The sequence below is a fragment of the Sphingobacterium composti genome (assembly GCF_009829075.1).
Classification (GTDB): Bacteria; Bacteroidota; Bacteroidia; order Sphingobacteriales; family Sphingobacteriaceae; genus Sphingobacterium; species Sphingobacterium composti.
Genome location: NZ_WUQZ01000006.1, coordinates 1 through 14,088, shown reverse-complemented (window position 1 = coordinate 14,088; position 14,088 = coordinate 1). Strand labels below are relative to the sequence as shown.

14 protein-coding genes are annotated in these 14,088 nt (G+C 35.5%); 9 read left to right on the top strand and 5 right to left on the bottom strand.

Annotated elements, in window-relative coordinates; genetic code table 11:
* The first annotated feature begins 83 nt into the window (after positions 1 to 83).
* Positions 84 to 401 (top strand): thioredoxin, encoded by a 318-nt coding sequence (gene trxA / locus GOQ17_RS05795; protein WP_149915680.1) that lies wholly within the window; start codon positions 84 to 86, stop codon positions 399 to 401.
* A 57-nt stretch (positions 402 to 458) separates the two neighbouring features.
* Here the strand turns inward: trxA and bshB1 are convergent, their stop codons facing one another.
* Genes bshB1 through GOQ17_RS05780 form a run of 3 tightly spaced genes read right to left on the bottom strand, consistent with a single transcriptional unit; the run spans position 459 to position 2,309 of the window.
* Positions 459 to 1,178, bottom strand: a complete 720-nt coding sequence (bshB1, locus tag GOQ17_RS05790) for a bacillithiol biosynthesis deacetylase BshB1 (RefSeq protein WP_159636159.1) — start codon at positions 1,176 to 1,178, stop codon at positions 459 to 461.
* A 41-nt stretch (positions 1,179 to 1,219) separates the two neighbouring features.
* Positions 1,220 to 1,717 carry a glutathione peroxidase gene (locus GOQ17_RS05785; RefSeq protein ID WP_159636156.1) on the bottom strand — a complete coding sequence of 166 codons (498 nt, stop codon included), beginning with the start codon at positions 1,715 to 1,717 and terminating at the stop codon, positions 1,220 to 1,222.
* Between the two features lie 13 nt (positions 1,718 to 1,730).
* On the bottom strand, positions 1,731 to 2,309 hold the full coding sequence (locus tag GOQ17_RS05780; RefSeq protein ID WP_236537076.1) for a DUF4294 domain-containing protein: 579 nt from the start codon (positions 2,307 to 2,309) through the stop codon (positions 1,731 to 1,733).
* A 221-nt stretch (positions 2,310 to 2,530) separates the two neighbouring features.
* Between GOQ17_RS05780 and GOQ17_RS05775 the strand changes: the two genes are divergently transcribed.
* From GOQ17_RS05775 to coaA, 7 genes are all read left to right on the top strand, one after another.
* On the top strand, positions 2,531 to 4,744 hold the full coding sequence (locus GOQ17_RS05775; protein WP_159636150.1) for a RelA/SpoT family protein: 2,214 nt from the start codon (positions 2,531 to 2,533) through the stop codon (positions 4,742 to 4,744).
* A gap of 75 nt (positions 4,745 to 4,819) precedes the next feature.
* Positions 4,820 to 5,308 (top strand): Fur family transcriptional regulator, encoded by a 489-nt coding sequence (locus GOQ17_RS05770; protein ID WP_159636147.1) that lies wholly within the window; start codon positions 4,820 to 4,822, stop codon positions 5,306 to 5,308.
* A 126-nt stretch (positions 5,309 to 5,434) separates the two neighbouring features.
* A complete protein-coding gene (locus tag GOQ17_RS05765; RefSeq protein ID WP_159636144.1) occupies positions 5,435 to 6,709 on the top strand; it encodes an adenylosuccinate synthase in 1,275 nt (424 codons plus the stop codon).
* A 3-nt stretch (positions 6,710 to 6,712) separates the two neighbouring features.
* The gene (locus GOQ17_RS05760; RefSeq protein WP_159636141.1) at positions 6,713 to 7,990 is read left to right on the top strand and encodes an anthranilate synthase component I family protein; all 1,278 of its coding nucleotides are present in this window, start codon (positions 6,713 to 6,715) and stop codon (positions 7,988 to 7,990) included.
* Positions 7,991 to 8,141: 151 nt separating this feature from the next.
* A complete protein-coding gene (locus tag GOQ17_RS05755; protein WP_159636138.1) occupies positions 8,142 to 9,371 on the top strand; it encodes a spore maturation protein in 1,230 nt (409 codons plus the stop codon).
* Positions 9,372 to 9,391: 20 nt separating this feature from the next.
* Positions 9,392 to 9,757, top strand: a complete 366-nt coding sequence (locus GOQ17_RS05750; RefSeq protein ID WP_159636135.1) for a methylglyoxal synthase — start codon at positions 9,392 to 9,394, stop codon at positions 9,755 to 9,757.
* A gap of 78 nt (positions 9,758 to 9,835) precedes the next feature.
* Positions 9,836 to 10,792: a type I pantothenate kinase gene (gene coaA / locus GOQ17_RS05745; protein WP_159636132.1), complete on the top strand. Its 957-nt coding sequence runs from the start codon at positions 9,836 to 9,838 to the stop codon at positions 10,790 to 10,792.
* Here coaA and GOQ17_RS05740 read toward each other — a convergent pair.
* Positions 10,779 to 11,651 carry a mechanosensitive ion channel family protein gene (locus GOQ17_RS05740; RefSeq protein ID WP_159636129.1) on the bottom strand — a complete coding sequence of 291 codons (873 nt, stop codon included), beginning with the start codon at positions 11,649 to 11,651 and terminating at the stop codon, positions 10,779 to 10,781. The two genes, coaA and GOQ17_RS05740, sit on opposite strands and share 14 nt — an antisense overlap.
* A gap of 133 nt (positions 11,652 to 11,784) precedes the next feature.
* On the opposite strand from GOQ17_RS05740, the gene GOQ17_RS05735 reads away from it, so the two are divergent.
* Positions 11,785 to 12,738 (top strand): acetyl-CoA carboxylase carboxyltransferase subunit alpha, encoded by a 954-nt coding sequence (locus GOQ17_RS05735; protein ID WP_159636126.1) that lies wholly within the window; start codon positions 11,785 to 11,787, stop codon positions 12,736 to 12,738.
* 92 nt (positions 12,739 to 12,830) lie between these two features.
* Here GOQ17_RS05735 and GOQ17_RS05730 read toward each other — a convergent pair whose 3' ends face one another.
* On the bottom strand, positions 12,831 to 14,081 hold the full coding sequence (locus tag GOQ17_RS05730; RefSeq protein ID WP_262885576.1) for an IS1182 family transposase: 1,251 nt from the start codon (positions 14,079 to 14,081) through the stop codon (positions 12,831 to 12,833).
* Positions 14,082 to 14,088 lie beyond the last annotated feature (7 nt).

Sequence of the window (14,088 nt, the reverse complement as noted above, 5' to 3'; positions counted from 1 at the left end):
GATATTATTACAATCTGATTACGTTTGTATATTCCGCGAAATATCTATATTTGTTACTGAATAAATTTAAAGAGAGTATTATTATGGCATTAGAAATTACAGATAGCAACTTCGAAGAGCTTGTATTAAAAGCAGATAAACCAGTGTTGATTGACTTTTGGGCAGAATGGTGTGGTCCATGTCGTATGGTTGGTCCTGTGGTTGACGAAATTGCAAATGAATATGAAGGTAAAGCTGTTGTTGGTAAAGTAAATGTTGACAACAACCCTGATATTTCAGTACGTTTTGGTATCAGAAATATCCCTGCTTTATTGTTCTTCAAAAACGGTGAAATCGTTGACAAACAAATTGGCGCTGTGCCTAAATCTGTTTTAACAGAAAAATTAGACAAACAATTATAATCAATATTGATTTAAAACATAAAAGGGATTCCAATTGGAATCCCTTTTATGTTTTCATTATTTCAGTTCAAATATATCAGTAATACCTAATATCTTACGCGCTGTAAAACCTTCCGCAAAAGGTACTTGAATATTACGTCCAAACTCCCTGCCTCTTCCTCTTGTTGATTCCAAAAAATCGGGTGAAGATATGTAAGTTTGTGGTTCGTCATCTAGTCCAGAAGAATTAAATTGAGTCTTATAAGCTAAAATAGATTTTTCTTTAATATCCCAATATTTTGTGACATCTAGCACAATATCAGGTTGAATGTACTTATCCTGAATCAACTGCAATTGCAATCTTGGACGAAAAGCTTCTTGCGGAACGCCATCTAATTCCGTTTCAATTCGTCTCAAGCCTGCTAAAAACAAAGCATCATTTACCAACTTACTTGCGCGACCATGATCTGGATGACGGTCATCAAATGCATTAGTAATAACAATTTGTGGTTGATATTTACGAATAGCTTTAATAATAGTTAATTGTGATTCTTCGTTATTTTCAAAAAAACCATCACGCAATTCTAGATTTTCGCGCACTGCAACACCCAATATTCGAGCTGCATCGGCAGCTTCGGACGCACGTGTCTCGGCAGTACCTCGTGTTCCTAACTCGCCACGTGTCAAATCTATAATACCAACCTTTTTTCCTTCAGCTACATATTTCGCAATGGTACCACCTGCACCCAATTCTGCATCATCAGGATGCACAGTCATTACCACTAAATCTAACTTCATAATCCTAAAAATTTTGTCAAATATACAGATAATGTAAAGACTTACTTTTCTAAAAGAGATTCGATTTGTCTGTAAATTGTAGAAGATGACGGACTGGTGAAAGAATAATAAAAATCCACTACCCTTCCTTCCTTGTCAATCAAATATTTGTGAAAATTCCATAAGGGCACGCTATCAACCACACCATTTTCAGACTTATGTGATAGAAATTTGTAAAGTGGATCTACATAATCTCCTTTAACATGTATTCTTTTAAAAACAGGAAAATTAACTCCTTCTTGGATCCGACAATAAGTCTCTAAATTCGATCCAGTACGCGGTTCTTGATTTGCAAAATCGTTGGAAGGGAAAGCTAATATTTCAAAACCTTTATCTTTATACTTTTGATACAGCTTTTCTAAGGTTTTAAATTGCTTGCGAAAGTAACATCCACTAGCCGTATTGACTATTAATAAAACTTTACCCCGATAATCCGATAATGACTTATAATTACCAGAAAATTCTAGGACTTTAAAATCATATACCGTATTTGCACTCATAATTTAATTACTATTATTGAAAGGGTTTATTAATAGGTCTTATTACCTCGTATTCACGTATTATATTTTCAATTTCAAATTCTTCTTGTGCATTGTATACACTCTTCAAATTATGCCCAAAAAGGCGAGCCATTCCTTGATATACAGAAGCTGTGATACTTCCCTTCATATCTTTCAGCAACTCATAACTCGTATTACCGGTTTGACGCTCTATTAGTTTGATTAATATTTTGCCCTGAGAAACAGACAATTCTTTTACTTCGTTATTAATCTTTTCTTTAATCTCACGCTCGCATGCCTTGATTAAGGCTCTTTCTTCTTTTTTAGAATTGGCTAAAGCAAGTTCTCGATCTAATTGTTCATAACGCTTTTGAGCATAGATTGCATAAGGCAATACACGTAATACATTGCGTTTTAAACGTAAATATCGTTCTCTATCCGCGACACTTTTCCATTTTCTCTCGGCATATACGTATACTGTTTCTATTGGAAACCAAGGTAAAACCTCCCCCGTTTCTAGCTTTGTAGTAGCGTAATACGCAATTGTTTCTGCAGTTCCAGGACCATAATGAGGTACAGTCAATGGTGTCATAGGCTGCTGCCCTTTGCTCGTTATATGCAAGAGCAAAATAAAAAATAAAAGCAAAATTATTTTTTGTAGACGAAACATTAACATTTTCAATTTTATCCCAAACAATAAAAGAATTAATCTTTATATTTAGACATGAATAGTTGTCTTGATACCCAAGCAATTCATTATAATATAAAAATAACTTTTTTGAGGGAGATTTCGAAATTTTTTAAGAGGTTCTTATGGAAGAATATGTGATTGATATTGAAGCGGAAAACAAAGAAATAAGAAAACGATATAGAGCATTATTACGAGCTTGTAAACCAACACTACAAAAAGGCGATAAACAAGAAATAAGAAAAGCTTTTGATTTAGCATTAGAAAGTCATAAGGATATGCGTAGAAAATCGGGGGAGCCCTACATCTACCATCCTATTGCTGTAGCACAAATTGCCGCTGAAGAAATCGGATTAGGAACTACCTCTATTGTTTGTGCCTTGTTGCATGATGTTGTGGAAGATACTTCCATAACTTTAGAAGATATTGAAGCTCAATTTGGTAAAAAAGTCGCTAAAATAATTGACGGATTAACCAAAATCTCTGGAGTCTTTGACCCTAATAGTTCGATTCAAGCGGAGAATTTCCGTAAAATGTTGTTGACATTAGCGGATGATGTCCGAGTAATATTGATAAAATTGGCCGATCGTCTGCATAATATGCGTACGATGGAATTTATGGCTCGCCATAAACAATTAAAAATAGCTTCCGAGACAAGTTATCTATATGCGCCGCTAGCACATAGATTGGGCTTATATGCGATCAAATCTGAATTGGAAGATTTGTCGATGAAATATACTGATCCAGATACGTATAAATTCATTGCAAAGAAGCTAAACGAAAAGAAAGCGGAACGAGAGAAATTCATTAAAGATTTTATTTCACCCGTAAAAGAAATTTTACTGGAACAAGATATTAAGGCGGATGTATTTGGAAGACCAAAATCAATACACTCGATATGGAATAAAATGCGTAAAAAATCAATTCCTTTTGAAGAGGTTTATGATTTGTTTGCTATACGTGTTATAATAGACACAGAATACGAAAAAGAAAAAACCGAATGTTGGAAGGTTTACTCCATAATAACTGATTTATATCGTCCCAATCCAGACAGACTTCGTGATTGGGTATCGACCCCAAAAGGTAACGGGTACGAGTCATTACACACAACTGTAATGGGGCCTCGAGGTCAATGGGTCGAAGTGCAAATTCGAACCAAAAGGATGAATGAAATCGCAGAAAAAGGTTTTGCTGCACATTGGAAATATAAAGAATCTTCCTCTGATAATGGGTTAGATCAATGGATTCAAAAAGTAAGGGATGTATTGAGCAACCCTGAACAAAATGCCCTAGACTTCCTCGATGATTTCAAAATGAATTTATTTTCTGATGAAATCTTCATTTTCACGCCAAAGGGAACCTTGATACAGCTCCCAAATGGTGCTACTGCGTTAGATTTTGCTTTTGAAATCCATAGTGATATTGGTGCCACATGCATTGGTGCAAAGGTAAATCACAAGTTAGTACCCCTAAGTCATCCCTTGCAAAATGGAGATCAAGTCGAGATCATAACTTCTAGCAAACAGACTCCAAAAGAAGACTGGTTGAGTTTTGTAATTACTGCCAAAGCAAAATCGAAAATTAAATCTTCATTAAAAGAAGATAAAAGACGAATTGCCGAAGATGGCAAAGAGATTTTGGAACGCAAAATGAAATCTCTTAAGTTGACATATAATACGGATAATATCAATAAAATCGCCAATTTCTTTAAATATCCGAGTTCCCAAGAACTATTCTTCAATGTAGCAAAGGGTATTATTGATATTAAAAATCTTCGTGAGTATGTTGCTAGCGAGAAAAGCCATGAAATAGCTATCAATAATCAATTCAATTCTCATATTTCAGGCTTAGTAGAAAAAATTGATAAAAAGAATGCAGACACGATTTTAATTGGTGATGATTATCAGAAATTAGACTACACCTTAGCCGTATGTTGTAATCCTATTCCTGGTGATGATATATTTGGATTTCTAACGGTAAATGAAGGCATCAAAATACATAGAACATCTTGTCCGAATGCCTCTAAATTAATGGCAAACTATGGTTATCGTATCTTGAAAGCCAAATGGGCGTCATCGCAAATGGAACATTCATTCATTACAGGAGTACGTATTGTTGGTATTGATGATGTAGGATTAGTGAATAAGCTCACCACAGTTATTTCTCAGGAATTCAATGTGAATATCCGTTCATTGAGTATATCGAGTAACGAAGGAATTTTTGAAGGTAATATTATGGTGAATATTAATAATATTGAACAGTTGGACAATTTAATAAATCGTCTAAAATTAGTTTCAGGGATAACGGGTGTAACCCGGTATGAGTCCGAAAACTCATAACACAATAGTGACTCATATGGATTATTTAATAAATCAAATAATATTTGGTAAATTTGCTTAGGAGCAATAAACTATATGAATCAAGCAGAAAATTACGAGACCGTAAAAAAAATATTTGAGGCTTATTTAGAGAATAAAAATCTAAGAAAGACTCCTGAGCGTTACGCTATTCTCGAAGAAATATACTCTCGTACTGACCATTTTGATGTGGAGTCGTTGTATATTCATATGAAAAACAAAAAGTATCGTGTAAGTCGTGCTACAGTATATAATACGTTAGAATTGTTAGTTTCTTGTGATTTGGTGACAAAACACCAATTTGGCAGAAATATGGCTCAATTCGAAAAGTCATACGGCTATAAACAGCATGACCATGTAATTTGTATTGAGTGTAATAAAGTTGTAGAATTCTGTGACCCACGTGTTTATCAAATCCAAAGTATGATTGGTGAATTATTGAAATTCGACATCAAACACCACTCTTTAAATATGTATGGAATCTGCTCAACTTGTCAAGCAATGAAGGGTTCGGAGAAAAAAGAAGAGGCTACAGAAGTAATTTAAATTTAATTCTCTATACTTTATTAATAATAGTATTTTTGTTCGGAAAATGGATTTACCTATTTTCCGAACTTTATTTTTTAAAAGAATTTGTACAAAATTTCAATCATAATCTCAAAATAATACGCTATGCAAGTTGATGTGCTATTGGGCTTACAATGGGGCGACGAAGGTAAAGGTAAAATTGTGGATGTGTTATGTCCTCAATATGATTTAATTGCTCGTTTCCAAGGGGGTCCTAATGCCGGACACACGTTAGAGTTTGACAACAAGAAATTTGTTTTAAACACTATTCCTTCAGGTATTTTTAATAAAACTACTTTAAATTTAATTGGTAATGGTGTTGTTATCGACCCTATCATCCTAAAAAGAGAACTAGACAATCTTAAAGCTGCGGGTTTCGACCCAGTAGGTGAAGGTAAATTAGTTTTAGCACGTAAAGCGCACTTAATCCTTCCTACTCACCAATTATTAGATGCTGCATCAGAATCTAAAATGGGTGCTGGAAAAATCGGTTCTACTTTGAAAGGAATTGGTCCTACTTACATGGATAAAACTGGTCGTAATGGTCTACGTGTGGGTGATACTACATTACCTGATTTCAAAGAACGTTATGAGAAGTTGAAAGGCAAACACTTAGAAATCCTTTCACACTATGGTGAGATTGCAGATTTCCAAGAGCGTGAAGACGCATTCTTAGCAGCTATCGAATTTATCAAATCTATTCCGCATGTGGATTCAGAGCATTTGGTAAATCAATATTTGAAAGATGGTAAAAAAGTGTTGGCCGAGGGTGCGCAAGGAACTTTATTAGATATTGACTTCGGTTCATACCCATTCGTTACTTCTTCTAATACAACTACGGCTGGTGCTTGTACAGGTCTTGGTATTGCTCCAAACAAAATTGGCGAAGTATTGGGTATCTTCAAAGCATACTGTACTCGTGTTGGTGGTGGTCCATTCCCTACTGAATTAGATGACGAAACTGGCGAAAAATTACGTCAATTAGGTCACGAATTTGGTGCTACCACAGGTCGTGCACGTCGTACTGGGTGGATTGATATTCCAGCATTGAAATATGCTATTATGTTGAATGGTGTGACTGAATTAGTGATGATGAAAGCAGATGTATTGGATACTTTTGAGAAAATCTATGCGTGTACACACTACAAATACAATGGTGAGGTAATTGATTACATGCCATATGATATCAACTCTATCAAACCTGAACCAATTTTAGAAGAAATTGAAGGTTGGAATCAAGATTTGACTGGTATCCGTACAAAAGAGGAAATCCCTGCTGCATTAGCGAATTACATCAACTATTTAGAGAAAGCACTAGAAGTGCCAATCAAATATTTGTCAGTAGGTCCTGACCGTACACAAACTATTGTATTGAAATAAGACATGGCAAAAGCCATTTTTGAAGTAAATAGTATGGATTTTGAGTCTAAAGCGTTAGCTTGGGCACAACAATTTGAACAGGTTTGTTTTCTTCAATCTAATGGCTATCAAGATGCTTATGCTGCCATCGAAGCTATTTTAGCGATTGATGCAAAATATATCTTTGAAAGTGCTAATAATAACACTTTTGAAGAATTAACAATATTTAAAGCCAAACATCCCAACTCATGGATGTTTGGCTTTTTTGGTTACGACCTCAAGGATGAAATTGAAGGACTGATCACTTCTTTCCCAAACAATCTGCAATTTCCAGATTGTTATTTTTTTATTCCTAATATTTTAATTAAATTTTGTAAAGGCTCTATTGAAATCGAATCACCATATCCTAAGAAGGTTTATAAATGGATAAGTGAGTTTGAAAGTCAAAACTTTTCAGAAGAAGTAAATTCAAAATTTGAGATTCAACATCGATTAGGTAAAGATGGATATTACGAAGCGTTTGATAAAATGCTTGCGCATATCAAGCGTGGAGATATCTACGAAGTTAATCTTTGTCAAGAATTTTATGCCCAAAATGCAGAGATAAACCCTTTAGCTGTCTATCAAAAATTAAATGGAATATCTCCTACTCCATTTTCGACTTTCTTTAAAATAAATGATAAGTATATTTTATCAGCTTCTCCTGAGAGATTTTTGGCAAAACGCGAGAACGTATTAATTTCCCAACCTATAAAAGGAACTGCTGCACGAGGAAATACTGCAGAAGAAGATGTGCAGAACATCGAAATGTTACGCAACAATCCCAAAGAAATAGCTGAAAATGTCATGATTGTGGATTTGGTGCGTAACGATATGACACGTTCGGCAAAAGCAGGAACCGTAGCCGCTGAAAGAAAACTAGAGGTTCACACATTCAAGCAAGTACATCAACTTATCTCAACTATAACTTGTACAAAAAGTGATGAGATTAGCGATGTAGAAGCTATTAAAAACATTTTTCCTCCTGGGTCTATGACTGGTGCGCCTAAAATCTCAGCCATGAAATTATGTGACCGTTATGAAAACTCTAGAAGAGGAGTTTATTCGGGAGCCGTAGGTTACTTTGCGCCAAATGGTGATTTTGATTTTAATGTCGTAATTCGTACAATTCTATACAATCAAACTCAACAATATCTTTCTTTCCATACAGGAGGAGCTTTGACCATTGATGCTGATGTCGAAAAAGAGTATACTGAATGTCTGCTTAAAGCTTCTGCTATTTTAGCGACATTGAATTCATAATAATAGAATTAAAATATTTCTCTTGCCTCATATAAGACAGGCATTGACATTCATTCTCTTCCACAAAAATTAAGTCAATTACGCACAAAAGAGCCTTTCCAATTGTGATAATCGGTCAGAAATCTTACATTTACGATGAAATAAATTAAATATGGCCTTAAATTACGTCTGGGTATTTTTTTTCCTTATCACTTTTGTTGTTGCACTAATTAAATTAATCGGCGGTGATACAGAAGTATTCCAAAACATTGTAAAATCACTTTTTGATAGCGCGGCTAATGGAGCCACTATTTCTCTCGGATTAATTGGTATGATGACCTTTGCATTGGGAATTATGAAAATTGGCGAGAAAGGCGGTATGATTAATATCTTCGCCAGAATAGTGGGACCATTTTTCAACAAATTATTTCCAGATATACCTAAAAACCACCCTGCATTAGGTTCTATCTTAATGAATTTCTCTGCAAATGCATTAGGTTTAGATAATGCTGCAACACCTTTAGGATTGAAAGCAATGAAAGAATTGCAAGAGATTAATCCTAAAAAAGATACTGCGAGCAATGCGCAAATTATGTTTATTGTTCTAAATGCTTCTAGTTTGACGTTACTTCCTATTTCAATAATGGCTTACCGCCAAGAAGCAGGAGCTGCACAACCTTCGGATGTATTTTTACCAATATTGATAGCCACATTTTTCTCCACATTATCAGCATTGATCATGGTATCTATATATCAAAAAATTAATTTATTCAATAAAACCATTCTCTTGTATTTAGGTTCTCTATCAATCGCTATTGGTGGATTATTGTATTACTTTTCTACACTTCAACAAGCTGAAATTGAAGTTATATCGAGGGTAGTTGGAAATTTAGCTTTATTTTCGATTTTTATATCTTTCATAGCCTTAGCATTTTATAAAAAGATAAACGTTTACGATGCTTTCATAGAAGGTGCTAAAGAAGGTTTTTCTGTGGCAGTCAACATTATCCCTTATTTAGTAGCTATTTTAGTTGCAATTGCAGTATTTAGGGCTTCAGGAACAATGGATTATTTGGTACAAGGAGTTGCATATTTAATAGCGAGCGTCGGACTTGACACCTCGTTTGTAGAGGCATTGCCTGTAGCATTTATGAAGCCCTTAAGTGGTTCGGGAGCTCGAGGATTAATGGTTGACTTAATGAATATCAATGGTGCTGATGATTTCGCATCGCGAGTTGCTTGTGTTATTCAAGGCTCCACCGAAACTACTTTTTATGTTTTAGCAGTATATTTTGGTTCTGTGGCAATTAAAAATACAAGACATGCATTGCCATGTGCATTGATATCTGAATTAGTAGGTGTCGTAGCCGCTATTATAGTAGCCTACGTCTTTTTCGGATAAAAACCTAAATCATTTATAATATGAAAACAATTGCTTTAATAGCACACGACGGTAAGAAAGCAGAAATGGTTGGTTTTGTAAAAGACCATATAGAATTTTTACGTAAAGCACATATCGTAGCAACAGGAACAACTGGCTCATTAATTCAACAAACAGGGTTGGAAGTTGAATTAAAACTCAGTGGTCCTAAAGGCGGTGATGCGCAAATAGCTGCTTTAGCGGCTGAAGGTAAAATAGCAGGAATCATATTTTTTAGAGACCCACTTGGCAAACACCCGCATGAACCTGATATCCAAATGTTGATGCGTATTTCTGACTTATATAATGTTCCATTAGCGACTAATCCAGCGACAGGTTCATTAATAATTGAAGGATTATTAGAGTAAATAAAAAGTTACGCATACTCCAATATTGATAGCAAGAACGTATATTTGCGCGATAAATTTGGAATAATTATTAGATAGATGTCGTCAGTTCAAGAGGAAAAATTATTGAGTAGTCCTTATCAGAATTTTGATAGAGTGGAATGGAAAGGGCTAAATGGACACTTCAATCATAGCTTGAATACTGATGATATTGGTCAGTTGCATGCTGTAAATGAACCTTTAAACACAGAGGAAATTGAGGAAATATATTTCCCGTTGGCACATCTGATTGATATTCACATCAATAATTACGAAGAAATTCGAAATAGCAGTAATAGTTTTTTTCAGCGTAATCAACAAAAACTTCCTTTTATAATCGGCATTGCAGGTTCGGTAGCTGTTGGAAAAAGCACCACAGCACGTGTTTTGCAGAAAGTGCTTTCATTCTTACCTAACAAACCTAAAGTATCCTTAGTGACAACCGATGGTTTCCTATACCCAAATAGAATATTATCAGACCGTGGTATTTTAAACCGTAAGGGCTTTCCAGAAAGTTATGACACTAAAAAACTACTAAATTTCCTTACAGCGGTCAAATCTGGAATTTCCACACATATTGTTCCGGTTTATTCTCATTTGGAATATGATATATTACCAGATGACACCTTGCTAATTCAAAGTCCGGACATTCTGATTGTAGAAGGCATAAATGTCTTGCAGGTCAATTCTCAAAAAGGTCAAAGCAATAAAGTCTTCGTTTCGGACTTTTTTGATTTCTCTATTTATGTCGATGCACGCGAGGAAGATATCATCACTTGGTACATTAATCGATTTGAATCACTACGTGCTACCGCATTCCAAGACCCAAGCTCTTACTTTCATAAGTATGCGAATCTTACTTTGGAGGAAAGTAAGGATATGGCATTCCAAATTTGGACAGAGATTAATAAACCAAATTTGCACAACAATATCCTACCAACGAAATATAGAGCAGATTTGATTTTGCAAAAAGGTTCGAATCATTTCGTCGAGAATGTAAAAGTTAGGATGATTTAGTACGTGAATGTTCAAATATTAAGATTTCGCGTAATATTTCATTCTCTATCTGTCTGTGCAATTTATTACTTGCACTAACAGCATACAATTCAATTTTATAGCGAACAAAATCTTTTCCTATTTCTACGACGTGCAACGCAGGTGGAGTTTCGTCATCTAAATTCGGATGATTCAATAAAACACCTTGAATTTCTTTCTCTAGTGTTTTGACATCTGTTGCTACATACAAGGGTAATTCAAATTTGACAGTAAACAAATTTGACCTATGCGCCGAGAGATTCACCATTGAATTAGTAAAAACCATATTATTGGGTACCATCACAATATCATCCTCTTCATTTTGTAAAATGATATTGGCAAAAGTGACATCTACTATCCTACCCTTATGCTCACCAACTTTAATTCTATCACCTACAGATAATTGTTCGGAAAACATAATAAACAATCCGCTCAACATATTGGTGATATAATCTCTAAACAGCACAGCAATAGCCATAGCAACGATAGTCAAACTTGTAACAAATTCGACTGGATTGATACCAAAAGCAACCATCACCGCTATAACGAATAATACGGCATTAATAATGGCTGTCAAGCGGTTAATTCCAAGCACAAAATTACCTCTTACAGAGCGATTTGCGTGGCGTGCATTATACAATGAAATAACTAAAAAACGAAGCACAGATAAAATGATACTTGGTACTAAAAATGTGTTTAAACCTTTGACCATCTGAGCTAACAATTCCTTATCCTTGATTTCTGGAATCATAATAAATATCGTCAAGGAAATAACGACAGCAATGATTTTTAAAATGAACACAAAAGGAAAATTGATTTTGTTCGATTGTTCAGTTACCATATATATACTTTCTGCAAAACACTAAACTACTAAATTTTGAGATTCGAACCTATATATCGTGCGATGAAAAACTGTTTTAAATTAACTAAAAAATACAGTAACTTAGCCAGAATAAACGACAGCGTAATTTTATATGAATACGACATTTGATTTTGAAAAGCCGATTGCAGATTTGCAAACACAAATTGAGAAAGTTAATCAAGTAGCGGAAAAGACTAAAGTAGATATGAGTGCTACCGTTCGCGAATTAGAAGCAAAGCTTGAACAAACCAAAATAGATATATACAAAAACATGACTGGATGGCAAAAAGTCCAAATGTCTAGACATCCAGAAAGACCACAAACATTCGATTATATCGAAATGATTTGTGATGAATTTGTAGAATTGCACGGTGACCGCACCGTAAAAGATGACAAAGCCATCGTAGGCGGTTTCGCTTCAATCGGTGGTCAATCTGTAATGGTGATAGGTCATCAAAAAGGGAAAAATACGAAGGAAAGACAATACCGTAACTTTGGTATGGCTAATCCAGAGGGCTACCGCAAAGCATTGCGTCTAATGAAGATGGCGGAAAAATTCAATAAGCCTATCGTTACTTTGATTGATACTATGGGCGCTTATCCTGGTTTGGAAGCTGAAGAAAGAGGTCAAGGAGAAGCTATCGCGCGCAACCTACTAGAAATGTCGGTATTGAAAGTTCCTGTAATTTGTATCGTTATCGGTGAAGGAGCATCAGGTGGTGCGTTAGGTATCGGTATCGGTGACCGCGTGTATATGATGGAAAATACGTGGTATTCAGTGATTTCGCCAGAATCATGTTCTTCTATCCTGTGGAGAAGTTGGGACCATAAAGAGCGTGCAGCTGAAGCGTTGAAGTTAACAGGCAATGACATGTTGGCGAATGGTTTGATTGATGGAATCATTCCAGAACCAATTGGTGGAGCGCACCAAAACCCTGAAGAAGCTGCAAATAATGTGAAAGCGCAAATATTAGCGGACTTAACTATTTTAGGTGCTAAAGATTCAGATACCTTAGTAGCTGAAAGAATTGATAAATTCAGCAAAATGGGTGTAGTAAACGAATAAAATAAATGTTTTACAACATGAACCACAAGAAGCTGTCCACAAAGGTCAGCTTCTTCTTGTTAATATCGATTTATTAAGGGAATTTCTAAGTGTTAAGCTGCGTTTTTTGATTGGTGGTACATTTTTACTATGATGTAAGTATTCACAGTTTTCGAGGCTGTTTTATTTTTCATTGAAGAGTTTACAGATGTGTTTTTTCTTCTTTTCGCCCATTTTCGGAGATTATGAGCAATTGCCATTAATGCAAACTCAATATCGACTTTATCCAATCCTCGCATGGTAAATCTATTGAACTTATTGTTACTTTTCAATTGTCCGAAAACGGCTTCCACTTCAACTGGCCGTTTACTGCGGTGATAAAGACCTTTTTCAGAAAGCAATCTCTCTTTAGCCTGGGCTTTTAACTGGTTTAGCCGATGATTAATTTCAATCGTTCTATTTCCCTCTGCTTTATGGCATTGGCCTCGCATCAGACATCCTTCACACCGTTGTGCACGGTATATACTTACCTGACTAACATAACCATTGGCACTAGTGCGCTCCGCCTTTTTCCATAAAGTCAATTTCTGTCCAGCAGGGCATACCAAGAAGTCCTCCTGCGCATTGTAAAAGAGGTTTTGTACAAGAAAAGGATTGCTCTGTTGCTTTCTCTTTTGCTCCATATGAAAGTAATTGTACTTCACATACGAAACTATTCCTTTACCCTCCATGAATTCATAATTCTGCTCACTGCCGTAACCTGCATCTGCCACCACTTCTTCACTTTGAGTTTGATATTGCTGCTCAAAGCTCTCCAAATGGGAGGCTAAGGTTACTGTATCAGCTGTAGTTTGATGAATACTATATTGGGTGATGAATTGATTTTCTGTACTGATCTGGGCATTATAAGCGGGTTTTAGTTGACCATTCCTCATGTGATCTTCTTTCATGCGCATAAATGTGGCATCTGGATCGGTTTTACTGTAACTATTACGGTCACCTAGAATTTCCAACTGCTGCTCATATTTTTCCAATCGAGGGAGATAATCTTCTTCCAGTTTTTTAAGTTGTTTCTGCGTAGCCTTACTTTTTTCTTGGATATCCGCATTGAGCTGATCCATTTTCTTCTTTAGCTCGATGCTATCTATAGGTTTAGGAGTCTCATCTCTGTTTAACTCAGATTGATCCTGTTTGATTTGTGAATCAATATCTGCAAGTACGGAGGCTATGTGTGTTTCTAATTTTGCTTTATTCTTCTCGATAGACTTCTTCCAAACAAAGCTATAACGCCCTGAAGCTGATTCAATCTTGGTCCCATCAATATACTGAACCCTCAGACTCACATATTCTAAGTCATGGAGCATGCAAACA

Bases quoted from the DNA above. Each gene is read 5' to 3' on its own strand.
- trxA (WP_149915680.1), top strand. From the start codon at position 84: ATGGCATTAGAAATTACAGATAGCAACTTCGAAGAGCTTGTATTAAAA.
- bshB1 (WP_159636159.1), bottom strand. From the start codon at position 1,178: ATGAAGTTAGATTTAGTGGTAATGACTGTGCATCCTGATGATGCAGAA.
- GOQ17_RS05785 (WP_159636156.1), bottom strand. From the start codon at position 1,717: ATGAGTGCAAATACGGTATATGATTTTAAAGTCCTAGAATTTTCTGGT.
- GOQ17_RS05780 (WP_236537076.1), bottom strand. From the start codon at position 2,309: ATGACACCATTGACTGTACCTCATTATGGTCCTGGAACTGCAGAAACA.
- GOQ17_RS05775 (WP_159636150.1), top strand. From the start codon at position 2,531: ATGGAAGAATATGTGATTGATATTGAAGCGGAAAACAAAGAAATAAGA.
- GOQ17_RS05770 (WP_159636147.1), top strand. From the start codon at position 4,820: ATGAATCAAGCAGAAAATTACGAGACCGTAAAAAAAATATTTGAGGCT.
- GOQ17_RS05765 (WP_159636144.1), top strand. From the start codon at position 5,435: ATGCAAGTTGATGTGCTATTGGGCTTACAATGGGGCGACGAAGGTAAA.
- GOQ17_RS05760 (WP_159636141.1), top strand. From the start codon at position 6,713: ATGGCAAAAGCCATTTTTGAAGTAAATAGTATGGATTTTGAGTCTAAA.
- GOQ17_RS05755 (WP_159636138.1), top strand. From the start codon at position 8,142: ATGGCCTTAAATTACGTCTGGGTATTTTTTTTCCTTATCACTTTTGTT.
- GOQ17_RS05750 (WP_159636135.1), top strand. From the start codon at position 9,392: ATGAAAACAATTGCTTTAATAGCACACGACGGTAAGAAAGCAGAAATG.
- coaA (WP_159636132.1), top strand. From the start codon at position 9,836: ATGTCGTCAGTTCAAGAGGAAAAATTATTGAGTAGTCCTTATCAGAAT.
- GOQ17_RS05740 (WP_159636129.1), bottom strand. From the start codon at position 11,651: ATGGTAACTGAACAATCGAACAAAATCAATTTTCCTTTTGTGTTCATT.
- GOQ17_RS05735 (WP_159636126.1), top strand. From the start codon at position 11,785: ATGAATACGACATTTGATTTTGAAAAGCCGATTGCAGATTTGCAAACA.
- GOQ17_RS05730 (WP_262885576.1), bottom strand. From the start codon at position 14,081: ATGCTCCATGACTTAGAATATGTGAGTCTGAGGGTTCAGTATATTGAT.